Genomic DNA, 21,449 nt, shown 5'->3' on the forward strand with positions numbered 1-21,449 from the left:
GAACAGGGCGGCGGCCAGGAGCAGGACTCTTTTCATGGCTTCCTCCACTGCACCCAGGCGCCACGCACATAGACAGCGCTGTAGGCGACGGAAAGGGCCAGCAGGCCCCAGGCCGATGACTGCAGCGCAAAGGTGATCCAGAAAGGCTGCCCGCACAGGCCTACGATGGGCGCCCAGCGCCGGGCTCGCGCGTTGTTTCCCGTGGCCATGTAGAGGGCGGTCAGCCCGAAGAATGCGAGGGCGAGCTGGATCATTTGGAGCTACCCCAGACATGCCGTGTGCACACCGGGCAGATGACGAACCAACGGGCGCCATCGCGTGGATCTGGTGACCACTGCACCTCGGAGTGCTTGAATTCCAGCTCGCTCTTGCAGTGGCCGCAGGTTTCGCGGTGGATCTGCTCGTCGGGCAGCTTGCCTTGCTTGATGACCTTCACGGCAGCCTCCGAAACTCGACTACCCACACCCAGGGGTTGGCGTCCCAGCTGCCTGGGCCGTTGATGGATTCCCACAGCGCGCGAAACATGGCGCGCGGGATCGTCTCGCCTGTGCCGCTGGTCATGGGGCAGCCGATTGCGGATGGAAGTGCGCCGCAGCCCTCGGCAACGCAATCGGCGTCGCTGATGTCTTGAAGGCGCTCCACGCGCACGCGGGTGATTTCCAGGGTGATGCGGCTAACCCAGCGGGGCATGAACATGCTCGGGCGCAGCTTCCCGAATCCAGGCTGGTGCGGGGCGTCGGCCTCGTACCAGATGCGATGTGCCGGGGTCAGCTCGCGCGGTGGCAGGTGATCCACGGCAGAAACTGTGCGCCACGCCTCACGCACCCAAAGGCGGTCGCCGCGTTGGCCGTAGGGGCACGGCATGGGGGAGCCGCCTGCGCGCAACGGAACGGCTGGCGCAGGACGATAGGCCCACACGCGGTAGCCGCCGATGAACCAATAGGGCTCGCCGTCGTGCACTGCGTCTGGTTGCACCTTGACGATCCGCCGCGTCATCAACTTGATGTCGCTCAGCGTGGCGCGCACCATCGGCGTTTTGAAGGGGAGGGGGCCCTCTCTCATGGCTGCACGCCCCGCGCCACCATTCCGGCTGCAACGTCTGCGCGAGCCCGGCGCTCCGGCGTCCAAAGGTCGGGGCGCTCTTGCTGCGCCTGGGCCAGTGCATCGCGCAGGTTTGCTGCGTTGTCGGCCTCGGATTCCCAGTCTGCGGGGCCGTCCAGCAGGTAGCTGCCGCCCAGCAGATACGAGGTCAACAGAACTGCAGCGGCGATACAGAAAAAAGCCTTGAGATTTTCAAAGGGGGGCATCAGGGTTCTCCTTGTTCAAGTGCGTCCGGGTCTAGCTCCGCGCCAATGGCCGCAGCCTCTCTCTGGCGCTGGGTGGCGGCTTCATTGCGGCGCTTGGTCTCAGCCTGTGCTTCCTGGGATGCGGCAAGGGCATCGCGGCTGGTGCTGGTGAAGTGCGGGGCGTTGAGTGGATCGATCACGACCAAACCCCCATGTGCGCGTTGTGCTGCACCTGATCCACCAGCGCACGGTGATAGCGGGGATCGCTGGCCTCCAGCGCCGCCACATCGGCCCAGGCCTGATTACGCTGGCGCTGCAGCTCTTGCTCGGAAATTGGCGGCGGTGCGCCAGGGATGCGCAGCAGCGGCTGCACAGTGGTGTGTACGTTTTGCATTGCGCCTCCTGGGCGTAAAAAAACCCGCGTGGTGCGGGCTGGGGAGAAAAAACCGCTGCCCTTGCGGGGCCTGCCGGGGGAACACAAAGGAGGGAGGGAGGAGACACCCCCGGCGCGGTTGGAAAGGTTCGGGACGTGTCCCACCAATGCCCCGCACGCGAGGCATGGATGGTTGTGTCAGGTGCGGCGGCGGCGCTCCACCCACCGGCCAAGGCGATAGGCCGCGTAGAAGATCGCAGCCGTCCAGGCGGCCAGCCCACCGCCTATCAGCGTGGTGATGAGCGCCATTGGCTACTTGCCGATGCGGGGGACGGGGAAGGGCGCTTGCGAATTGCAGGTTCCGTTTTGCTTCGCAAGGTTGGTGTTCTTGTCGAAGTCTTCCTTGCGGTAGCAGCCCACGCTTTGCGAGAACGTGGAGCACATCAGCACCGTCTTGTCCACCTGCTTGCCTTCGACACGCATGATGGACAGCTCTGCCCAGCCGTCGCCCTGGGGGCAGTTGGGCGATTGCATGTCGTCGCTGCGGCTCACGATGGTGAAGTCCGAGGTGAAACGCGGGTTCTGCGCCTTGTAGAGCGCCGCGTTGAACTCGGCATTGGCCTTGGCCGTCTGCCGGGCTTCTTCCAGCCGGTCGAACGGCACTTCTTTGTCGCCGCACGCGGCCATGGCCATGGCTGCGACAGCTGCCAAGGCGATCAGGGAGGTCTTCATATGGTTCCTTGTCAAACGCCGCTGGGGCAGGCGGCAACAAACCCCGCGCATGACCTGCCCGCAGGGCATGCACTGGTTCTGTTGTCAAAGGGAGGAATGGGTGGGCTACTCGCCGGGGGATTCACGCACCGTCCAAAGTTTGTGAAGTGGCTTTTGCCCGTATGGATTGATGGCGGCGCCATCACGACGGTGGGCTGGTGCTCTCTTTCCGCTTGATCCTGCGGCGAGTCACATTGCTCCAATCCACCTGCGTGATGGCCCTCTTGCGAGGGCATCCCGGCATCTGGTAGCCGTGTCGCTGCATCAACATGCAGCACCGTTTCCGTGGTGTCAGCCCCTTGCGGGGTTCCCATCCCGTTTACCGCGCTTCGGCGGACTGGGAACCGCCTCGGATCTCGGCGGCGCATAGCTTCGGCCCATGCCCGAAGGTGCTCTTTCGCCGGACGAAGGCCCCGCAGGTGGGGCCAGCAACATCGGCGTGCATTTTTTGAAAGAGCCTCCGGTGTGCGCCGATCCACCCACCTGACCGCTGCTTGTTGGCTGCGATGGGATGAAGTTTAGAACAATCTAAACCAACGGGTCAAGCAATTTCTAAACTGTCGAAGAATTTTCTTTACACTCCGCATTGCGCCCAATCCGGGCGGGCAAGAAAAAACCGCCTCAAGGGCGGTTGAAAGGACTGCTGTGGAAAGCGATGAATTGCTCTATGAAATGCGCGGCCCTGATGGGCATGTGTGGCGTATCTATTTGGATGGCCGTGTCGAGGGCTTCCCCCCTGGAACTGTGGTTTGCAACTATGCGTTATCTGCGCATGCGCGGATGGTCGGGGAAATGGAAAAGCAGTCCGTCTGCCTCCCCGCACAGTAAGCCAAGGCTAAATTCGTTGTGCTCAGGTTTTTGACAGGCAACAGCTCCAAACTGAATTGCAAGGTCGCTTGTTGCCGGTGTGAAGTACACCTCTACGTTGTCAGAGCGCCTGTCATACCTTGAGAACAAGGCCCACTCAGGACGTGGGGCACCGTGAGCAATGAGCATCGCCGTGAAGGTCTCTTGAATTTTGCGCGTAGGCGCGAAGGCGTCAGCACCGTTGCCGAGATCGAGTCTGTACCAATCGCTCATTGATTCCCTTTCAGCCGGTCCTTCCGGCACTCCTTTACAACCACCAGTATAGGAAGCGGTAGTCCCAAGTTATTCGGATTGCTTCGGCTCCAAATCCGCCAACGTTTCTTCCAGTGTCTTGATGAGCCGCCTGACGGTTTCTGGTGCCATCTCGACCCACGCAGTTGTGACCGGCATGTCCCCTGCGGCCTTGGCTCTATGGCGCAAGCCGATCAGTGGCTTTCCGTCCACCAGGCGAGTGCGAACGTCGGAGTATTGGAGGCGGAGTGTGGTTGTCATGAAACCCCTCCCGGGTGATGCTAGTGTGAGAACTCCATCGTAGCCCGGGAGGGCCTTTCTTTTGACTATCCCGCCACCACAAAAAAAGCCCACCTCAATGGGTGGGCTTGAACCCCGCTTTTGCAGCGAGGGGAGGGGATGCCGCAAGCGGCTAGCGGCATGGAAATAGTAGGACTGCTGCCGGCCGGTGTTTGCCAGACGATGCCGCAAAAAAGCCCGCACGGGGCGGGCAAAGGGCACTGCGAAGTGTTGGTTTCAGAAGGGCGCCGGAGACCTCACGATCTCCACGGGCCCAAGGCCAGAGTAAATGAGCTCCCCTGAACAAGCGGCGCGCACTTCCCACCAGTCCGGGCGGACCTCCTTGAGCGCATAGGCGTCCGGCGCCAAGGGTAGCTTGCGTTCCTCGGGGAAGCCGAGCCAAGGCGGCATCCGCAGCAGGGTAGGGTGTTCATCGGTGGCGTTCATCAATACTCCAGCGGCGCAAACGGGTCTTCGATGTCGTTGTCGTCTTCGGCGCTGAACCCTGATGCGTGGGTGATGCGAATCCGTGCCAGCAACTGCTGGGCGTCGGCCGGGTCCATCGTGCATAGCCAGGACTGCTTCACCCGCTGTGTGTTGGCCTTCGTGTTCGACCGTCCGACACGCTCATTGCCAGTCAGATGCATCACCCCATCGATCCGGGCCAGGCGGGCGTAGTACAGCGGCAAGATCAAGTCCTTTCCGCCGCGCCGGTCCAGTAGATGCGCCTCCATCCTGGGGCCGTAGCTATCCAAAGGAGAGCGCTTGAACTCCAGCCAGCCGCGCACCGGCTGCTGGTGGACAAGTTCTGCTCCTGCAAGGCGGTGGCCGTTGGAGCGCATGCGGAAGATATGGCAAATCACTGTATGAATTTACAGTATATTGAATGCCGACGGAATAGGTAGGATGACCCAATGTGCAACCGATACGAGGCTCCACCGCGCTCCCAGATCGAGCTGGAATGGGCTGCGCGCCAGGTTGTGGAACAGGACTGGGATAGGGTGCTGCATCCCCGGAAGCGAGGCGCATTCATCCGCCGCGCCCGCGATGACGCCGGGTACAGCCGCGAGCTGGTGGCTGGGCAGTGGGGCTTGATCCCCTGGTTCGCCAAGGAGGCAAAACTGACCTACAACACCAACAATGCCAGGTCGGAAGAGCTGGCGGCCAAGGCCAGCTTCAAGATGCCCTGGGCGCGCGCGCAACGCTGCATCATCCCCGCCGTGTCATTCGACGAGCCGTACTGGGGCCCCTACGATTCTCAGTTCAAGAAATGCGAATGGTGGCGTTTCCGCCGCGCCGATGGTCGCCTCTGGGGGCTGGCCGGGCTCTGGAATACCTGGACCGACAAGGCCACGGGCGAGGCGCACGAGAGCTACACGATGCTGACCATCAATGCCGATGGCCACCCGCTGATGGGGCGCATGCACAAGAACGAAGTCGACCCCAAGACCAAGGAACCGCTACCGCTGGAGCAGCAGGACAAGCGAAGCGTGATCCCCATTGAGCTGGCCGACGTGGACACCTGGTTGGCCGGTACTCAACAGGAGGCAGCGGCACTACTCCGTGTCCCGGCTGCCGAGCTGTTTGATGCAGGGCCAGCCGCTTGAAAGGAGTGATGATGAGCAACGAGCCAGCAGAGGGCGAAGACGATGACGACGATGAAGGCATCATTGACTTTGACTCCACAGACTTCCCGCCGCCACATTCTGCTGTGCACATCCTCACCGCCTTGGCTAGAAAACACGGGCTGATAAAAGAGGACGAGTACATCAGCCAGCAAATGCGGGACTTCCTCGCTGATGTCGTTGAAGAGTGTGCGAAGGTGGCCGATCAGGAATTCAGCAGCTTGGCAGCCGGTCAGCGAGTCCGGATGTGGATGGCACCCGAATCGCTGGAAGAAGCTCGTCAGCTTGAGCTTGAATACGAGCGGGACTTTGCTGCTTCGATGGAGCGTCTGGAGAAGAGGCAGAGCCTAAGCGCGCAATTGTTGAAAAAAGCAGGTGAAGAGTGACCTGAGCAACGGCTGTGCCGTCAAGATCGTGCATCCCCTGTCGCGGACAGTGCGTGGGGACCGCTTTTGATTTGACTCTGGTGACCCGGCCGCCGCCAGTCCCAAGGCGCCACAGCCTCCTGGGCCCACAGCCCGCGCCGCGCTTCCCGGGCCTCAGCCTCCAGCCCACGCAGGTGCTCATACCCCTTCCCGTACTTCACATAGAACCAGGCCATCCCTGAGTGCACCTGCTCGGTGGCCACATCCTGGCCCTGGCACTCCACGTCGCCAACGGTGCGGCCGTATCTGTCATGGGTTCGAGGGGTAATGGTGGCGACTTGCTCGAAGCAGAGCTGGGCCAGGTGCTGGCGCGACACTTGGCCGAATGCCTGGCGTTTCTCCGGCGCGTCAATTGCGCTGATACGGATGGTGACTTGCTCGTAGGAGCCAGGCTCGCCGCAGCGGGCGGTCAGGGTGTCACCGTCTGTGATGGCGATGACCAGGCAGAGGAGGGTGGCGTGCATCATTTGGCAAGCGGCCCCGCTCTCACACTGAGCCTCCACGAATTTTCTTGATCGACCACCACAGGATAGCGCCTTGGACCAACGCCACGGGGAATACAAACCACAGCCCGCTAAGCACTTGCGCTATCGCCCCTAGTAAGCCTGCAGCCATACAGAAGGCTAGAACGCCATAGATGACTTTCCCAGAAATGTCCGTGAATCTCTTCAGGTTCTCTTTGTGCTCGGCATCTTCTCTTGCGCGAATCTCTTTGACTCGTCGCTCAATGGAATCCTTTTCGCTTTGTCGGGCCACTTCGGCGTGGCGATCGGCTTCTCGCTTTTCAATCTCTGCGGCAACTCGTGCTTCGTCTATCAGAGACTGAACGCGAAGCTTGATGTATTTCGCCTGCGCGGCTTCTTTGGAGCCTGCGGAATCTGCAATGGCTTTGGCCCAGAGTCCATCACGACGTACACCCGCAGAAATCTCCGCCGCCACATGTGCATACAGAGCCTCTTCGGCGAGTCGCTCTTGTGCTGACATACCTCCCTCCTTGCTCCAACTGATCCGGGCATTAACTACAGCAGCGCCCCGGTCCAAACCGCACGCCCAATCACCTCAAAGTCGATGACGCTGGCATAGACCTTCTGCTTGGGCTTGAAGTTTGGGTTGTCGGCAGTCGCTAGGATGCCAACGCCATCAATGCGCTCCAGACGCTTGATCAGCAGCTCACCGTCCACACGGAATGCGAACAAATCACCATTGAGACGCTCGCGATCCCCACGGTTCACCAGCACAACAGCGCCATCCGGGATCTTTGGCTCGTTACTGATGCCCACGCTGTCCACCACCACCGCGTCACCGTTCTTGATGCCCAGCTTTCGCAGAAAATCCACGCGAAACACCAATGGAGGCTTGTCGTCTTCCTCGTAGACCACCTGGCCGGTGCCGTTGGAGAAGCGCACGTCAGCTCTGCGAACTGCAGCGAAGTCGCCCACTGTTTCACCAGGGACGCTGGGGGGCTGCAATTCCCTCGGTGCAGGAGCCTCTGGAGCGGCGGTTAAAACTGCTGCTCGTATGCTCTGAGCCGCATCTCCGACGCCGTTGGAAAGGTCAACCAGCATGAATTCACGTGGCCTTGTCGCTGCGAGTTTTTGAGCACCGTTGACCACTGGATCTCCTGGATCCAGGTGAGGACTGCCTTTGCATGTCACAAACAAGGGAGGCAAGTCTTTGCGGCTGACGATGAAGTCCGGGAGAAATTGCCGGCCAGCCCCAGCAGCATTTCTCACCCACTCAGGAAGCTTCCCAAGGTCTGCTTTGGTCAGCCTTATGACTTCTAGTCCCAGTGCGGACATAAGCTGAGCAAGTTCTTTTTCCCGATCAGGCATCACGCCATGAAAACCGGCTTCGAAAAATCGGTCAGGAAGCTCCAGTTTGTCCGCGATGTTTTTCGCCGCGCGCTCTCCGAATGAATCGCTTGGATCCAGAAGCTGCGTGATGCGAGCCTTGGTAACTCCTGCGGCCAGAGCAAACTGGGCCTGATTCCCCTCCCACGGTTTCCCGTCGATGAGAGCTTGGAGTCTCGCTTTTCGGTGAAGGGTTAGTGCGTCCATGTTAAGCAAAGCATAAACATACGTGGTGTAGAAGTTTCTTGACCCAATGGTTAAGAATGTTCTAAACTCTTGCCATGCTGAAACTCAAAACATGGCTCGATGCAGAGCGCGGCAGGGCGACAGCCCTCGCCAATCACCTTGGTTTGACGCTGAGCCGAATCAGCCAATTTGCGGATGACGGCGTGCCGCCCAAGTACATGCTGGCTGTCCGTGACTTCTCTCACGGGGAGGTCACGCTTGACTCCATGGTGCAAGAGAGAACGCCTACACCAGCCGCCACCCAAGCCAAGGAGGCTGCATAAATGGCCGCCCCCTTGAATCGTAAAGAACAGGCCATTGCGGACCAGATTCGCGCGCTCCTGGCGCAACTCACCCCCGAGGGCGTGACCCGTGTTCTCGCGGACGTTGAGGAACACCTCGACTCCGATGACGACCAGGGCCCGGCGTTCAGCCGTGGCATTGCTGGCCCCCTGGGCAAGCTGGAACACGCACTCAAGACGAAGGTGGACGAGCACACCCATGCGCTGTTCCTGCGCCAGTGCTCCATGCAAAACACGGACGCCTCGAACGAGCTGCGCAACTGCGTGTACGCCATCGTTCACGGCAAGAGCTACGACCAGATGGTGATTGAGAAGTTGAGCCATGCCGTGCAGCGTACCGAGGCGCTGACAAAGCTCATAGGGTCTTTTGGGGCCCCCGAATCGGAGGCGCGCTGATGAGCCTCTGGAACCGCGCAAAGCCCTTGAATCAACCGCCCGGCTTTCGCCGCGTAGGGCACACCAACACACATTCCGCGCTGGCTGACACGCCGGAGCACCACGCGGCGCGTGCCCTGCAGGCTGCACAGCACGGGCGAGAGCTGGCTGTGAGCCGCCAGGGCGGACGCCGTGCCGTGGTGCGGGAGTAGGCAGGCCGATGACACAGACACTTCCCTGGTTCCGCGCGTACACCAAGATGGTGGACGACGAGAAATTGCGCCTGCTGGCGTTTGAAGACCGCTGGCACTTCATTGCGATCCTGTGCCTCAAGGGGCAGGGCGTGCTGGATGCCAATGACCCACTGATGATGCGCAAGGCCGCCGTGAAGATGGGCCTCGATCTGCGCAGCCTGGAAGAGGTGGCGCGCCGACTTGCCGAAGTAGGCCTGATCGAACAGGCCACGCTGCAGCCCATCAAGTGGGAAAGCTTGCAGCAGCGCAGCGATGCAGACCCCACTGCGACTGAGCGCAAGCAACGCCAGCGCCAGCGTGAGCGCGAAGCCGCCGATGCCTTGAAGAAGGCCAATGGTGAAGCGCGCGCTGCGGGCCATGCCGATGACGCCAACACGACCGACCCAACGAGCGTCACAGCAGAGTCACGCGTGACAGTCACAGATGCGTCACGCGTGACAGGTCACGAAGTCACGCGTACAGATATAGATAAAGAAGTAGATACAGATAAAGAACATCAGTTAACTACTCCACCTTCTGTTGGTGCGCAAAACGCGGAAGCGGCGCCTTCGGCTTCGCCCGCTGAGCCCGCTGCACCCGAGGGCAAGAGCCGCAACGGCAAGCGCCTGCCGGAGGACTGGAAGCTCCCGAAGAAGTGGGGCGAATGGGCTTTGAAGGAGTTCCCGGTCCTGATCGACACCGAGGTGCGCGCCCAGGCTGCCACCTTTGCCGACTACTGGCACGCCAAGGCTGGCAAGGACGCCCGCAAGCTCGACTGGGAGGCCGTCTGGCGCAACTGGATTCGCCGCCACATGGAGCAGCGCGGCCGGGGCGCCAGCGTCACCCGCGCATCCGACCCCGAAACCCCCACCGAGACCTACGCCCAGCGCGCTGCCCGCCAGCGCATGGAGGAAGTCGCCCCGGGCGTTGCCCGGAAGGCCCCCGGCGCAGAGAGCGGCTTTGAGGCTGCCCAGCGCTTCATGGCTGGAGGGCCGGTCATCGACGTAGAGGCGCGCGAGGCCGCGCCGCGCATTGAAGGAGCAGCAGCATGACAAGCCCTGAATTCATGGTCGTCATCGACGCCATTTTCGACAAGCTCACTGTGCGCTATGGCCACGAGTGGCTGCGCCAGTGGGATGGCATGGACATGGCATTCGTCAAAGCCGACTGGGCCGAGGAACTGAGCGGCTACGCCAACAACCTGGAGCCGCTTCGGTACGCCCTGCGCCACCTGCCGGAGCGCTGCCCTACGAACGTGGGCCAGCTCAAGAAGATCGCCAACCTGTGCCCCCCGCCCGTGTTCAAGGCGCTGCCCGCGCCCAAGGCGGATGAGGCGGTGGTGTCGGCGCAGGTGGCAAAGCAGCTGGAACTCAAGCAGGCTCTGGCGCCCAAGGCCGACGAGAAGGGCTGGGCCCGCACCATCGTTCAGCGCGCCGAGGCTGGAGACAAGATCCTGCCGTACACGCTGCAGAGCGCACGCCAGGCCCTGGGCCTGGAAGGGCGGACAGCATGGCAGTGAGCAATTTCATGCAGGAGGCCAACGCCATCGCTGCCACGCTGCGCGGTAAGGCCCCGTTGCGAGGCAAGGCCAAGCCACCGGGCCGCCGTGCGCCGACCGGCCAGCCAACCCCTCGCAACCTGGACGTGCTGGCCTACGCACGCGAATTCTTCGCTGAGAACGATCAGTTGCCGACCATCAAGTGCATCCGTGAGCACTTCGGCTGGGTGTCGGACGGTGCGGCCGACTTCCACGTGCAGGCGCTGATCCGCCACGGCAAGCTGGAGCGCAACGTGCTGGGCAAGTTGCGCTTCGCCCGCGAGAAGGGCGGTGCACAGTGAGAACCATTGAAGAGATCAAGGGCCGCTGCGTCATCACTGAGGACGGGCACTGGCTGTGGCGCGGCGCTCTGCGCCATGACGGGCGTCCCAATATCTACGCGCCGGACTACACCCGCGCCGATGGAGGAATGCGGACCCAGTGCGGCATGCGCGCGGTATGGCATTGCCTCAACGAGAAGGCCGTGCCGGAGGGCTATCGCGTGTTCGGTACCTGCGATGAGCTTGCCTGCTGCAACCCGGCGCACATCAAGTGCACAAAGGTGGCCGACTATGGCGCCTGGCTGCAGCGCACAGGCAAGTTCAAGGGGCAGACAAATCGCATCCTGGCGAATCGGGCGATAGGGCGCCAGCGGGCTCTCCTGAACCAGGAGCAGATCCTGTACGTGCAGACGAGCAAGAAGACCGGCGTGGAGCTGGCCGAGGAACTGGGGGTAAGCACTTCGGTGTTGAGCAAGTATCGCCGTGGTGAATCCATCGCGGTGCGCGCTGACAGCGGGCTGTTTTCTGCCCTGATCGCCGGGGGCCGGGCATGAGCTTGATTCTTGGCATGGACCCCGGCGCCAGCACGGGCGTGGCGCATTTTGTGGACGGCCAGTTGGTGCGCCTGGACACCATCACGCCGGTGGAGATCGAGCGCACCATCCGCGAGGTGATGCCAGCGCGGGTGATCTTTGAGGACTCCCGCCTGGAGACACGCGCCTGGAATGCGCGGACCAAGGGCGCCTACGGTGCCGCCCTGGCCACCGCGCGCAGCCTGGGCCAAGTCGATGCATGGTGCCGCCTCATCACCGAGGTGTGCGCCGAGCTTGGCATTCCTGCCCACGGCGTGAGCCCGACCGCCAAGGGCGCGAAGCGCGGCGCGGAGAACTTCGCCATCTACACCGGCTGGACCGAGCGCAACAACCAGCACGAGCGTGACGCTGCCATGGTGGCGTGGCCATACCGGGGTGCGCGATGACGATGCGCTGCGCTTTCTGTAACCGCCCCATGCTGTCCGCCGCTGTGTTTGTCGGCGCTATGCCCATCGGGCCCACCTGCGCACGCAAGGCGGGGCTGCTGGAGCTGGCGCGCAAGAAGTCGGGCGTGCTGCGCCTGGCCCGGCCATGCACTGGACCGCGCCACCCTGACCCCCAGACCATGGATCTTTTCGCGGAGGTGGAGCGTGTCTGAGCCGGTTGACCCACAACGCGCCGTCGATTTCCTGATCGAGCACTCGCGCCAGTACGCCCAGGCCAAGGCCGACCGCGTGCACCTGGAGCACTTCCGCAAAAGCAAGAAGGCGCTGCTGATGAACGCCAGCCCGGAGAAGGCAGTGGCAGCGCGCGAGCAGTTCGCCTACAGCCACCCCGAATACATCGCGCTGCTGGAAGGCCTGCGTGAGGCCGTGCGCGTGGAGGAAGCACTGCGCTGGCGCCTGACCGCCGCACAGCTCCGTGTTGAGGTGTGGCGCAGCGAGAACGCCAACAACCGCCGCTTGGAAGGAGCCACCCGGTGACAGAAACCGAGAAGACCCTGGCCCGTGCCCTGGCTGCGTGCTGCTTCATGCCCGGCATCGGTACCAAGCGCTTCGCCAAGGACATGGCAGCACGCGCCGCGCTGCGCGATGCCCAGGCGCTCACGCCCGCCCAGCGCCAGTATTTGCTCACGGCCACCGTGCGGTACCGCCGCCAGATTGCCGGTGACGTGGTGGCACTGGCCGAGCGCGAGCTGGAGGCGGATGCCCTGCCCGAGGGGGGTGTGCCGTGCTGACTCGTCGCTCGCCACTCAAGCGCACCGGATTCAAAGGTCGATCGCACTCTCCAAAAACAGAAGCGAATCGAGAGCTAGCGCTTATGCAGCGTGCGCAAGCTGCTATGGATTCTGTAGTTCCGCGCGCTGCAGTGATGGGCGGCAGCTGCACCGGCGCGAGCGTACACAAGGACACCCCGCTGCGCAGCGAGAAATACCGCCGCGCCGTGTCCAGCCTGCCGTGTGCGCACTGCCACATCGCAGGCTACAGCCAGCACGCCCACGAGAACGCGGGCAAGGGCAAAGGCCAGAAGGTGGACGACCGCCGTGCCATGCCGTTGTGCTGCACCCGCCCCGGCATCGAGGGCTGCCACGTTGCTTTCGACCAGTACCGCCTGGTGCCCGGTGGCCGCGAGGCGCATGTGGCGCTGGGCCGCGCCATGGCCGCCCAGACCCGCCACCAGCTCAACACCATGGGCCTTTGGCCCGCAGGAATCCCGCAGTTCACCGAAGACGAGGAAGCATGACCGAAACCACCCAGCAACAGATTGCCACCCCAGGGGCTGAGCCCATCGAGCCCACGAAGCCGATCCCGAGCACGGAGCGCGTCTACTGCGCGGTGCGCGACCTGCGGAGTGTGGATCAGATCGCCACGCGTGAGACGGTGGCCGAACTCACCGGGCTGAAACTGTCCATCGTGGACGACCGCCTGCGCGCGCTGGTCGATGACAACCGCCTCAAGCGCCTGCTGCGTGGCATTTACGAGCTGGTGGAGACTTACCCGCCAACGCGCAACATCAGCAAGACGATCCTGGATAGCGGCTACGTGATGATCGAATTCACGGGCCGCAAGGGCGTCCCCGATGTTGTGCTCCACCTGACGCCGGACGAGGACCGTGCCTTGTCCATGCTGTCCGTGGGCTCTGCGGGGCAGGCCATCCTCATCAACAGCACCAACCAGCACCTCTATCTGGCAACCGAGCTGGCGGCCAAGGTGGAGGCGCAGGGCCGCGAGCTGAAATCCATGCGCGATTTGCTGCAAGGGAAGCTGGATGCGCGCCAGCAGGATCTGTTGGGCTTCACCGGCCCCGAGGACGCCGTTTTTCGTGAAGGGAGCAAGGCATGAACACGCTGATGACCATGGCCGCAGGCCAACCGCTGACGATGAGCAGCCGTGAAATCGCTGACCTGACCGGCAAGGAACACAAGAATGTGATTCGGGACATCCGGGCCATGTTGGACGAAATCACCGCCGATGGCTCAGATTTGAGCCATGTCCGCGAGGAGAAGGACGCGCGCGGCTACACGGCGATGTTCCACCTGAACCGCGAGCTGACCGATACGCTCCTGACCGGCTACAGTGCCGCGCTTCGTCGCCGGGTGGTTGCTCGATGGCATGAGCTGGAGCGCGGTGGTGTCCCCAAGAGCTTCGCCCAGGCCCTGCGCCTGGCTGCCGAGCAGCAGGAGCAGATCGAACTGCAGCAGGCCGCGCTGGAAGCCGCCCGCCCCAAGGTGGTGTACGCCGACGCCATGTTGAACTCGGATGGCACGGTGCTGGTCCGTGACGCGGCCAAAACCATCGGCGTGCCCGTGCGCAAGCTGGAGAAGGCTTTGCGCCAGAAGGGCGTGATCCTGCCCGACAACGCCCCGGCCGCGCGCTACGTGGCCCAAGGCTACTTCAAGGAATCGCTGCACACCTTCGACACGAACACGCGCGGGCGCCAGCTCAGCCGCGTGGCGCGCGTGACCGGGCGGGGCCTAGAGTTCCTGCGCCGGTTTGTGGAGCGCCATGCTGATCTGTTCTCCCAAGCGCCGCGTGCGAGTGTTTGAAAAAAGAAATACGGGAAACAGTTGACTGAGTTGATTTAAGTAATACATAATTCAATCACACCAACCCCAAGGAGTGATTGAAATGGAAATGCAAATTGGCAAGGGCCGCGACGGCTGGGAAGCAAAGACCGCTATCGAAATGGGAGCGGCAAACCGCGTGCTGATCGTGAGCACTGGCAAGACGAATGGCGGAATGGTCACGCGCGCAGTGGTCAACACCGACAACAAAGACGGGTTCCTGACCTGGGATATGTTTGGCGACTACAGCGCCCGCACGGTCTACAAGGGCGCGCGCTGCACTGAAAAGACGGTGCGCGAGCTGCACCAGTTGGCCCTGAGCAAGATCGAGGAAACCCTGGCCGCCGCGCGCGCCCACTACGCGGCCAAGGAAGGCGCCGCAGCATGAACAAACAACGCCGCACCAAACTGGCCGAGCTGCGCGACCGCATGAGCGAGCTGCAGGATCAAGCCAGCACGCTCATGACCGACCTGCAGGATGTTCTCAACGAGGAACAGGACTACCTGGACAACATGCCAGAGAGCCTGCAGGAGGGGGAGAAGGGTCAGAAGGCCCAAGCCGCCATCGACCTCATGGAAAACATCATCAGCGGTATCACCGAGTTCACCGACCTGGACACCGATGATCTCGACGCAGCCGCGGAGTGAAGGAGCCCGCCATGCCTATCGACTTCTCAAACCTGTTCAACGCCGCCCGCGAGCAGATCGCGGAGCGCATCCAGAACATCCGCGATGACCGGCACAACTGCTACACCCAGGAGGACCTGGAATCCGCCGAGCTGGAGCGGTCCCGTATCGAGCAGGAAATCGCCGCCGTGACCAAGACGCTTGATCTTGCGAGCGTGGCCTGTGCTGCCCTGGAGAACATCATGCTGGATCCCAAGGCCCGCAACGCCATGACCACCGGGGACCAGCAAGGCCGGGACAAACTGGCCGACGAGCTGCGCGCCCACCTTGACGCCATTGGAGCTTGACACCATGACCATCACCCACACATCCACACGCCTCACGCATCGCGCCAACGGCAATGCCAACAGCTACACCCTGCTGGACGACCAGGGCGAGTGGTTCATGAGCATGCTGGTGAACGGCAGACAGATGGAAGCCCGCCAGCAGGCCAACCTGCGCCGCTTGGCCGCGTGCTGGAACGCCTGCGAGGGAATCAGCACCGAAGCCCTGGAGACTGGGCCGGGCATGCTGGCCGCATTCCAGAGCGAGCAGGACCGCGCCGATAGAGCCGAGCGCACCCTGGAGCAAGCCCAACCCACCGGCCAGCGCCACTACGCCGTGACCGGCCGCCTGCGCGGCGACGATGAGGACACCCTGTTGCTGCTGACCGCCGAGAACCACGACCAAGCCGCCGAGGGGTTCAAGACCGAGTTGCGCGCCATCCGCAACGTGGACCCAGATGATCCGTACAGCGCCGAAATCTTCATCGGCGCCGTGGTGTGGAGCGCCACGCCCATCCAGGAATGACCGCCACCCAGTAGGATTGCACCCATGACAACCACCAACAGCACGCTTAGTCTCGGCACAAACAGCCGGGTAAGAGGGTTCTTTGAAGAGGACGAGGAATTCGAAGGCCCTCCAGACCTGATCGAATCGCTACTCAGTGCATATGAATCAGCAGCGGAAAATGCATTCTTGACGGCCCGCTTTGCACTTTTGAACCCAGATCGAAGGGATCAGGCAATATGGGCCGAAGCAAGCGCATCCACGCTCGAATGGGTGCTGTATCGCTACGCTGTGCATAACAAGCCTGACGGGCTGGAAGACATGAGCCCGTGGAGGATGAAGTAGTGGCCACCGAGAGCAAACCCAAGCGCCCACCCAACGACCGAGGCCAGGGCCGCAAGCCCAAGCCCCCCGAAGAACTCAAGGTTGTTGTGCCCCTGCGCCTGAGCCCAGCGCACAAGGCAAAGCTCAAAGCCCTGGGCGGCGCCGAGTGGGTGCGTACCAAGCTGGACGAGCTACCAGACCAGTAACCCACCACCACCCAGGCCGCCCACTGCGCGGCCCAGCATAGGGTTAGGCCAATCCCCCATGCCCCGGAAGACTCCCGGGCATGGCCAAACCCCCAGCGGGCAAGAAGTCCGCGCCCCCCAGTAAGAAGACCCCCACCAAGCCTGCAGCCCCCAAGAAGGCCGCAGGCTCAGTCACGCCTGCGCGCAAGGCAGCACCAGCCAAGAAGGCGCCAGCCGCAAGCACCAAGCCTGCCAAGCCCGCCAAGGCACCACCACCTTCGAAGGCCAATGCCAAGGCCAGGGCGCAAGCCACACCCCAGGCGGAACCGGCGCCCACCATCACCCCCACCGAAACCGTACTGACCGACAAGCAACAGCGCTTTGTCGATGAGTACATGGTGGACATGAACGCCACCCAGGCGGCGATTCGTGCCGGATACAGCCCGCACACGGCCAACGAGCAGGGCTCCCAGCTCTTAGCAAAACTTAGTATCCAGCGCGCCCTGAACGCCGCCCGCAAGGAGCAGCAGGAGCGCACCCAGATCACTGCCGATGGTGTCCTGCGCGAGGCCTGGAACATCGTCACGGCTGACACCCGCGAGCTGGTGGAACTGAAAACCGGCTGCTGCCGCTGCTGCTATGGCGAGGGCCACAAGTGGCAGCGCACCGTGGGCGAAATGAACCGCGACCGCGAGAAGTGGGTGGAGAAGGGCAACAACCCCGCCGAGTTCGATGAGCAAGGCGGCATCGGCTTCAACCCCCTGCGCGCCCCACACGCCGAGTGCCCCGAGTGCGGCGGCGACGGCCATGCGCGCGTGGTGCTCAAGGACACCCGCTACCTGAGCGAGAAGGCCGCAGCGCTCTACGCAGGCGCCAAACAGACGCAGTTCGGCATCGAGGTGAAGACGCACGACAAGTCTCCCTATGCGGAAAAGCTCTTCCGCCACCTTGGCCTTTACGAGAAGGACAACGACCAGAAGACCGACCCGCTTGCATCCCTGCTGCAGCGCATTGCATCGGGCAACGGCAATGGGTTCAAGCCCGTTGCGGATGACCCAGAGCGCCCGGCTGCCAGTAGGCTCATGCAGCTCGACGAGCCCGACGACGGGAGCTGACATGGCAAAAGCTCCCCGGGTTCAGATCGAGGAAGAGGACGACAACCTATGGGTTGCAGGCCCAGGCGATGAGGCGTCTGGCCTGGACACCAAGATATGGCCGCACGAGCCGCGCGACCTCAAGCGCGTGCGCGTGCAGCCAGCGGTGCGCATGCCCACCAATGCGGAAGAGCTGGAGCGCTGCCTTGCTGACAAGGAGTGGCGCCTGTTCAGCGGTGCGCTGTACCAGATCATCGTCAAGGGCGACCCGGTAAAGAACGAGAAGGGCGAGGTCATTGACGAGGGCGAGTCGTTCGTCAAGCCGTTCATCCCCAATCGTGCGCAGCGCCGATTCATCAAGCGCCTGTGGCACCGCAACATCATCCTCAAGGCCCGCCAGCTGGGCTTCACGACGCTGATCGCCATCATGTGGCTGGATCAATCGCTATTCAATGGGAATCAGCGCTGCGGGATGATCGCGCAGGACCGGGAGACGGCTGAATCCATCTTCCGGGACAAGGTGATCTTTGCCTACGACCACCTGCCCGATGAAATCCGCGAGCGCTTCCCCCTGGCGCGCGCGAGCACGAAGGAAATCCGCTTCGCGCACAACAACAGCAGCATGCGCGTGGCCACCAGCGTGCGGGGCGGCACGTTCCACCGGCTGCATGTTTCCGAGTTCGGGAAGATTTGCGCCAAGTTCCCGCACAAGGCCAAGGAGGTGATGACCGGCTCCATCCCGGCTGTGCCGCTGTCTGGCGTCCTGGTGATCGAGTCCACCGCCGAAGGGGCGAACGGGGAGTTCTACGAGCTGTGCACGCGGGCCGAGGCCTTGCACCACTCCCACCAGAAGTTCACCGAGCGGGACTACCGTTTCCACTTCTATGCGTGGTGGCAGGAGCCCAGCTACCGCATGGACGCGAGCGCGGTGGTGGTGCCGGATGCCCTGCATAAATACTTCGATGACATCGAGGTGGAGGCCGGTACCACGCTGGACATGGAACAGCGGGCTTGGTACGCGGCGACCCAGGCTGCCGACTTTCCGGGGCGGGAAGAGCGCATGTGGCAGGAGTACCCCTCCACCCCGCGTGAGGCCTTCCAGCAGTCCACCGAGGGCCACTACCTCACCAAGGCGATCACCGAGCTGACCAAGCGCGGCGGCATCACCGCTGTGCCAGTGCTGGACCTGCCTGTTCACACGTTCTGGGACATCGGCAACAGCGACGGGTGCGCCATCTGGTTTGCCCAGCAGCTGCGCGGCGAGGACCGGTTCATCAACTACTACGAAGAGCACGACGAAGACCTGCGGCACTACGTGCGGCACCTGCAGAGCCTGGGCTATGTCTTCGGCAAGCACTACCTCCCCCACGACGCGGACCACAAGCGCCTGGGCGACACGAACCGCAGCACCAAGCAGCAGCTTCAGCAGCTCATGCCGGGGCACAAGTTCGTGATCGTGCCGCGCGTCACCCAGCTCATCACCGGCGTGAACACCCTGCGCAAGCACATGCGCGGGGCCTGGTTCGACAAGGACGCATGCGCGTTCGGCCTGGAGCGCCTGCGCGGGTATCGCAAGAAATACAGCCATGCCCTGGCCAAGTTCCTGGACGAACCCGACAAGTCCAACGGCTGCACCGAGGGCGCTGACGCCCTGCGCCAGTGGGCCCAGGCCAAGGAGTCCGGCCTGTACCAGCCATCCGAAGACGGATACGGCACCGATGACGAATTTGAAATGCCGCCAGCACCCGACTGGCGCACATGAGGCGACGACCATGAACGCTACCCAACCCCTCACAAACTACGAGCTGCAGGACGGCCGGGACGAGCCCATCACCCGTGATGAGTTCGCCTCCATCGTGCGCGAGAGCCTGGCCCAGCCGCCATGGCGCGCCCAGGCCGACAAGGAGGCTGACTACGCCGATGGCAACCAGCTGAGCACTGACCTGCTGCGCAAGCTGAAGGACATGGGCATCCCGCCCGCCAAGGAAAACATCATTGGCCCCGCCATCCGCGCCGTGTGCGGCATGGAGGCCAAGACGCGCACCGACTGGCGCGTGACGCCGGACGGCGACCCGGGCGGCCAGGACGTGGCCGATGCGCTGAACTTCAAGCTGAACCGGGCCGAGCGCCACTCCAAGGCTGATCGCGCGCTGTCGGCTGCGTTCAAGCCCGCCTGCGCTGTGGGCATCGGCTGGGTGGAGGTTGCGCGCGCCAGCAACTCCCTGGAGTTCCCGTACAAGTGCCGCTACATCCACCGCAACGAGATTTGGTGGGACATGAAGGCCATCGAGCCCGATCTGTCGGACGCTCGCTGGCTCTTCCGCCGCCGCTGGATCAGCCGCACCCGCGCCGCGCGCATGTTCCGCGATCACGCCACGATCATCATGAACGGGGCGGACAAGTGGATCGCGGAGTTCGGCATCCAGGAGCTGGAGGGCGGACAGTCCACCGGCCTGCACGCTGCCGCCGAGGCGCACCGGGCATGGACTACGGTTGAGGACGCCTACTACAACGAGGAAAACAAGACCGTCTGTATCACGGAGCTGTGGTACCGGCGCTGGGTGACGACCGTGATGCTCAAGATGAAGGACGGGCGCGCGGTGAAGTACGACCCGGCCAATCAGCTGCACCAAGCAGCCCTGTCGCTGGGCCGTGGCAAGCTGGTGGAGGAACTGCTGCCCGTGGTGCGCCGCAGCTACTGGATGGGACCGCACTGCCTGTTCGATGGCCCGAGCCCGTACCCACATCCGCACTTCCCCTATGTGCGCGTCATGGCCGCCCAGGAAGACCTGACCGGCATCCCCTTCGGCCTGGTGCGCGACATGCTTTTCCCGCAGGACAACCTCAACAGCACGATTTCCAAGCTGCGCTGGGGCATGTCGGCGGTGGAGACGATCCGCACCAAGGGCGCCGTGAAAATGCCGGATGCGCAATTCCGGCAGATGGCATCCCGGGTGGATGCAGACTTTGTGCTCGACGCCGACCACATGGGGCAGCCAGGGGCGAAGTTCGAGCGCAACCGCGACTTCCAGCTCAACGCGCAGCACTTCCAGCTCATGCAGGACGCGCGCGCGGCTGCTGCTGGTGTGTCGGGCGTCACACCGTCGTTCCAGGGCCAGCAAGGCACGGCCACCAGCGGCGTGCAGGAGCAGACCCAGGTGGAGCAGTCCCAGGTGTCGCTGGCCGACCTCATGGACAACTTCAAGGACTCCCGTGCGCTGGTGGGCGAAATGCTGACGGCCCTCATCATTGAAGACATCGGCAAGGAGGAAACGGTGGTGGTGATCGAGGGCGACGTGCTCAACCCACCGCGCACGGTGGTGCTCAACAGCCCCGAGGTGGACCCGCACACCAACATCGTGCTCCTGAGCAATGACGTACAGCGCACGCGCCTCAAGGTTGCATTGGAGGATGTGCCCAGCTCCTCCAGCTTCCGCGCCCAGCAGCTCAACGCGCTGTCCGAGTCGATCAAGGCCGCCACGCCCGAGATCCAGCAGGTTGTGATGCCGTTCATGATCGACCTGATGGACTTGCCCCGCAAGAAGGAAGTGGTGGAGGCCATCCGCAACGCCCAGGGCCAAGCCGATCCCGAGGCCATCCGTAACCAGGTCAAGCAGGAGCTGATGCACGACCTCAAGGAGCGCGAGGTGGCCATGAAGGAGGCCGAGAGCGAGGCTCGCATTAAGCAGCTGATGGCCCAAGCGGTGCAAACCGGCGTGCAAGCTGCGTTCTCTGCTATGCAAGCAGGAGCGCAAGTGGCGCAGATGCCAATGATCGCGCCCATAGCGGACAAGGTGATGCAGGGCGCTGGATACCAGCCGCCCAACCCCGGTGGCGTGGACCCGAATTTCCCTACCCCGGACGTTACGGCCGCCATGAACATCAAGAGCCCATACATCCAGGGCGGTGGCGGTGCTGCGGCTTCGCCAGAGGCCGAGGCGCAGGGTGCGCCAGCCGTGCGCGAGAACACCAGCCCGGAATTCCCGCCCGTGCCACAAGAGGCAGGGCAGGGCATGCAGGGGATCGAGACACCCGCCCTTGCCGACAATCTGCCGCAGTGAGTCCGACCGGCATAGGGCTATGGCATTCCTAGGGTGGCACTGAGCATCGAACCCTCATCAACCCAGGAGTGTT

38 protein-coding genes are annotated in these 21,449 nt (G+C 63.1%); 25 read left to right on the top strand and 13 right to left on the bottom strand.

Features of this window, described 5'->3' with window-relative positions:
- Positions 1–32: 32 nt before the first annotated feature.
- The 10 genes from IB236_RS12915 to IB236_RS12960 all read right to left on the bottom strand — a co-directional run bounded on the left by IB236_RS12915 (position 33) and on the right by IB236_RS12960 (position 4,649).
- On the bottom strand, positions 33–254 hold the full coding sequence (locus tag IB236_RS12915; protein WP_192421078.1) for a hypothetical protein: 222 nt from the start codon (positions 252–254) through the stop codon (positions 33–35).
- Positions 251–436, bottom strand: coding sequence for a hypothetical protein (locus IB236_RS12920; RefSeq protein ID WP_192421079.1), 186 nt, complete (start codon positions 434–436; stop codon positions 251–253). Before IB236_RS12920 ends, IB236_RS12915 begins: the two co-directional genes overlap by 4 nt.
- Positions 433–1,062 (bottom strand): hypothetical protein, encoded by a 630-nt coding sequence (locus IB236_RS12925; RefSeq protein ID WP_192421080.1) that lies wholly within the window; start codon positions 1,060–1,062, stop codon positions 433–435. Before IB236_RS12925 ends, IB236_RS12920 begins: the two co-directional genes overlap by 4 nt.
- Entirely contained in the window at positions 1,059–1,307 is a 249-nt protein-coding gene (locus IB236_RS12930; RefSeq protein WP_192421081.1) for a hypothetical protein, read from the bottom strand. The genes IB236_RS12925 and IB236_RS12930 overlap by 4 nt, the downstream gene beginning before the upstream one ends.
- The gene (locus IB236_RS12935; RefSeq protein WP_192421082.1) at positions 1,307–1,486 is read right to left on the bottom strand and encodes a hypothetical protein; all 180 of its coding nucleotides are present in this window, start codon (positions 1,484–1,486) and stop codon (positions 1,307–1,309) included. Before IB236_RS12935 ends, IB236_RS12930 begins: the two co-directional genes overlap by 1 nt.
- Positions 1,483–1,680 (bottom strand): hypothetical protein, encoded by a 198-nt coding sequence (locus tag IB236_RS12940; protein WP_192421083.1) that lies wholly within the window; start codon positions 1,678–1,680, stop codon positions 1,483–1,485. Before IB236_RS12940 ends, IB236_RS12935 begins: the two co-directional genes overlap by 4 nt.
- A 291-nt stretch (positions 1,681–1,971) precedes the next feature.
- On the bottom strand, positions 1,972–2,391 hold the full coding sequence (locus IB236_RS12945; RefSeq protein ID WP_192421084.1) for a hypothetical protein: 420 nt from the start codon (positions 2,389–2,391) through the stop codon (positions 1,972–1,974).
- 1,188 nt (positions 2,392–3,579) lie between these two features.
- Positions 3,580–3,789, bottom strand: a complete 210-nt coding sequence (locus IB236_RS12950; protein WP_192421085.1) for a hypothetical protein — start codon at positions 3,787–3,789, stop codon at positions 3,580–3,582.
- Between the two features lie 255 nt (positions 3,790–4,044).
- Positions 4,045–4,254: a hypothetical protein gene (locus tag IB236_RS12955; protein WP_192421086.1), complete on the bottom strand. Its 210-nt coding sequence runs from the start codon at positions 4,252–4,254 to the stop codon at positions 4,045–4,047.
- On the bottom strand, positions 4,254–4,649 hold the full coding sequence (locus IB236_RS12960) for a hypothetical protein (RefSeq protein ID WP_192421087.1): 396 nt from the start codon (positions 4,647–4,649) through the stop codon (positions 4,254–4,256). The genes IB236_RS12955 and IB236_RS12960 overlap by 1 nt, the downstream gene beginning before the upstream one ends.
- 72 nt (positions 4,650–4,721) lie before the next feature.
- Between IB236_RS12960 and IB236_RS12965 the strand changes: the two genes are divergently transcribed.
- Entirely contained in the window at positions 4,722–5,414 is a 693-nt protein-coding gene (locus IB236_RS12965; RefSeq protein WP_192421088.1) for an SOS response-associated peptidase, read from the top strand.
- Between the two features lie 11 nt (positions 5,415–5,425).
- On the top strand, positions 5,426–5,818 hold the full coding sequence (locus tag IB236_RS12970; RefSeq protein ID WP_192421089.1) for a hypothetical protein: 393 nt from the start codon (positions 5,426–5,428) through the stop codon (positions 5,816–5,818).
- Between the two features lie 20 nt (positions 5,819–5,838).
- Here IB236_RS12970 and IB236_RS12975 read toward each other — a convergent pair whose 3' ends face one another.
- The 3 genes from IB236_RS12975 to IB236_RS12985 are packed head-to-tail and all read right to left on the bottom strand — an operon-like array spanning position 5,839 to position 7,914.
- Positions 5,839–6,321 carry a thermonuclease family protein gene (locus tag IB236_RS12975; protein WP_192421090.1) on the bottom strand — a complete coding sequence of 161 codons (483 nt, stop codon included), beginning with the start codon at positions 6,319–6,321 and terminating at the stop codon, positions 5,839–5,841.
- A 22-nt stretch (positions 6,322–6,343) separates the two neighbouring features.
- Entirely contained in the window at positions 6,344–6,841 is a 498-nt protein-coding gene (locus IB236_RS12980; protein ID WP_192421091.1) for a hypothetical protein, read from the bottom strand.
- Between the two features lie 35 nt (positions 6,842–6,876).
- Positions 6,877–7,914: a helix-turn-helix transcriptional regulator gene (locus tag IB236_RS12985; RefSeq protein WP_192421092.1), complete on the bottom strand. Its 1,038-nt coding sequence runs from the start codon at positions 7,912–7,914 to the stop codon at positions 6,877–6,879.
- A 74-nt stretch (positions 7,915–7,988) separates the two neighbouring features.
- On the opposite strand from IB236_RS12985, the gene IB236_RS12990 reads away from it, so the two are divergent.
- The 23 genes from IB236_RS12990 to IB236_RS13100 all read left to right on the top strand — a co-directional run bounded on the left by IB236_RS12990 (position 7,989) and on the right by IB236_RS13100 (position 21,376).
- Positions 7,989–8,216 carry a hypothetical protein gene (locus tag IB236_RS12990; RefSeq protein ID WP_192421093.1) on the top strand — a complete coding sequence of 76 codons (228 nt, stop codon included), beginning with the start codon at positions 7,989–7,991 and terminating at the stop codon, positions 8,214–8,216.
- Positions 8,217–8,630, top strand: coding sequence for a hypothetical protein (locus IB236_RS12995; protein ID WP_192421094.1), 414 nt, complete (start codon positions 8,217–8,219; stop codon positions 8,628–8,630).
- The gene (locus tag IB236_RS13000) at positions 8,630–8,821 is read left to right on the top strand and encodes a hypothetical protein (protein ID WP_192421095.1); all 192 of its coding nucleotides are present in this window, start codon (positions 8,630–8,632) and stop codon (positions 8,819–8,821) included. Before IB236_RS12995 ends, IB236_RS13000 begins: the two co-directional genes overlap by 1 nt.
- A gap of 8 nt (positions 8,822–8,829) precedes the next feature.
- Positions 8,830–9,894 (top strand): hypothetical protein, encoded by a 1,065-nt coding sequence (locus tag IB236_RS13005; RefSeq protein WP_192421334.1) that lies wholly within the window; start codon positions 8,830–8,832, stop codon positions 9,892–9,894.
- Positions 9,891–10,361, top strand: a complete 471-nt coding sequence (locus IB236_RS13010; RefSeq protein ID WP_192421096.1) for a hypothetical protein — start codon at positions 9,891–9,893, stop codon at positions 10,359–10,361. The genes IB236_RS13005 and IB236_RS13010 overlap by 4 nt, the downstream gene beginning before the upstream one ends.
- Positions 10,352–10,681, top strand: a complete 330-nt coding sequence (locus IB236_RS13015; protein ID WP_192421097.1) for a hypothetical protein — start codon at positions 10,352–10,354, stop codon at positions 10,679–10,681. The genes IB236_RS13010 and IB236_RS13015 overlap by 10 nt, the downstream gene beginning before the upstream one ends.
- Positions 10,678–11,214, top strand: a complete 537-nt coding sequence (locus IB236_RS13020; protein ID WP_192421098.1) for a hypothetical protein — start codon at positions 10,678–10,680, stop codon at positions 11,212–11,214. The genes IB236_RS13015 and IB236_RS13020 overlap by 4 nt, the downstream gene beginning before the upstream one ends.
- Complete coding sequence (locus IB236_RS13025) at positions 11,211–11,639, top strand: hypothetical protein (protein ID WP_192421099.1); 429 nt, start codon at positions 11,211–11,213, stop codon at positions 11,637–11,639. The genes IB236_RS13020 and IB236_RS13025 overlap by 4 nt, the downstream gene beginning before the upstream one ends.
- Positions 11,640–11,668: 29 nt before the next feature.
- The gene (locus tag IB236_RS13030; RefSeq protein WP_192421100.1) at positions 11,669–11,851 is read left to right on the top strand and encodes a hypothetical protein; all 183 of its coding nucleotides are present in this window, start codon (positions 11,669–11,671) and stop codon (positions 11,849–11,851) included.
- The gene (locus IB236_RS13035) at positions 11,844–12,176 is read left to right on the top strand and encodes a hypothetical protein (protein ID WP_260667538.1); all 333 of its coding nucleotides are present in this window, start codon (positions 11,844–11,846) and stop codon (positions 12,174–12,176) included. Before IB236_RS13030 ends, IB236_RS13035 begins: the two co-directional genes overlap by 8 nt.
- On the top strand, positions 12,173–12,430 hold the full coding sequence (locus IB236_RS13040; protein ID WP_192421101.1) for a hypothetical protein: 258 nt from the start codon (positions 12,173–12,175) through the stop codon (positions 12,428–12,430). Before IB236_RS13035 ends, IB236_RS13040 begins: the two co-directional genes overlap by 4 nt.
- 104 nt (positions 12,431–12,534) lie before the next feature.
- Positions 12,535–12,936, top strand: coding sequence for a hypothetical protein (locus tag IB236_RS13045; RefSeq protein ID WP_225581140.1), 402 nt, complete (start codon positions 12,535–12,537; stop codon positions 12,934–12,936).
- Positions 12,933–13,535 (top strand): hypothetical protein, encoded by a 603-nt coding sequence (locus tag IB236_RS13050; protein ID WP_192421103.1) that lies wholly within the window; start codon positions 12,933–12,935, stop codon positions 13,533–13,535. Before IB236_RS13045 ends, IB236_RS13050 begins: the two co-directional genes overlap by 4 nt.
- Positions 13,532–14,239 (top strand): phage regulatory protein/antirepressor Ant, encoded by a 708-nt coding sequence (locus tag IB236_RS13055; RefSeq protein WP_192421104.1) that lies wholly within the window; start codon positions 13,532–13,534, stop codon positions 14,237–14,239. Before IB236_RS13050 ends, IB236_RS13055 begins: the two co-directional genes overlap by 4 nt.
- An 82-nt stretch (positions 14,240–14,321) precedes the next feature.
- Positions 14,322–14,645, top strand: coding sequence for a hypothetical protein (locus IB236_RS13060; protein WP_192421105.1), 324 nt, complete (start codon positions 14,322–14,324; stop codon positions 14,643–14,645).
- Positions 14,642–14,905 (top strand): hypothetical protein, encoded by a 264-nt coding sequence (locus IB236_RS13065; RefSeq protein ID WP_192421106.1) that lies wholly within the window; start codon positions 14,642–14,644, stop codon positions 14,903–14,905. Before IB236_RS13060 ends, IB236_RS13065 begins: the two co-directional genes overlap by 4 nt.
- A gap of 11 nt (positions 14,906–14,916) precedes the next feature.
- Positions 14,917–15,231: a hypothetical protein gene (locus IB236_RS13070; RefSeq protein WP_192421107.1), complete on the top strand. Its 315-nt coding sequence runs from the start codon at positions 14,917–14,919 to the stop codon at positions 15,229–15,231.
- A 4-nt stretch (positions 15,232–15,235) separates the two neighbouring features.
- The gene (locus tag IB236_RS13075) at positions 15,236–15,733 is read left to right on the top strand and encodes a hypothetical protein (protein WP_192421108.1); all 498 of its coding nucleotides are present in this window, start codon (positions 15,236–15,238) and stop codon (positions 15,731–15,733) included.
- 24 nt (positions 15,734–15,757) lie between these two features.
- Positions 15,758–16,057, top strand: a complete 300-nt coding sequence (locus tag IB236_RS13080) for a hypothetical protein (RefSeq protein ID WP_192421109.1) — start codon at positions 15,758–15,760, stop codon at positions 16,055–16,057.
- Positions 16,042–16,242, top strand: coding sequence for a hypothetical protein (locus IB236_RS13085; RefSeq protein WP_192421110.1), 201 nt, complete (start codon positions 16,042–16,044; stop codon positions 16,240–16,242). The genes IB236_RS13080 and IB236_RS13085 overlap by 16 nt, the downstream gene beginning before the upstream one ends.
- 80 nt (positions 16,243–16,322) lie before the next feature.
- Positions 16,323–17,336, top strand: a complete 1,014-nt coding sequence (locus IB236_RS13090) for a terminase small subunit (RefSeq protein ID WP_192421111.1) — start codon at positions 16,323–16,325, stop codon at positions 17,334–17,336.
- Position 17,337: 1 nt separating this feature from the next.
- Positions 17,338–19,077 carry a terminase gene (locus IB236_RS13095; RefSeq protein WP_192421112.1) on the top strand — a complete coding sequence of 580 codons (1,740 nt, stop codon included), beginning with the start codon at positions 17,338–17,340 and terminating at the stop codon, positions 19,075–19,077.
- A gap of 10 nt (positions 19,078–19,087) precedes the next feature.
- Entirely contained in the window at positions 19,088–21,376 is a 2,289-nt protein-coding gene (locus IB236_RS13100; RefSeq protein WP_192421113.1) for a hypothetical protein, read from the top strand.
- The last annotated feature ends 73 nt before the right edge of the window (positions 21,377–21,449 follow it).

This window comes from Acidovorax sp. ACV02 (genome assembly GCF_014851475.1).
GTDB classification, from domain to species: domain Bacteria; phylum Pseudomonadota; class Gammaproteobacteria; order Burkholderiales; family Burkholderiaceae_C; genus Acidovorax; species Acidovorax delafieldii.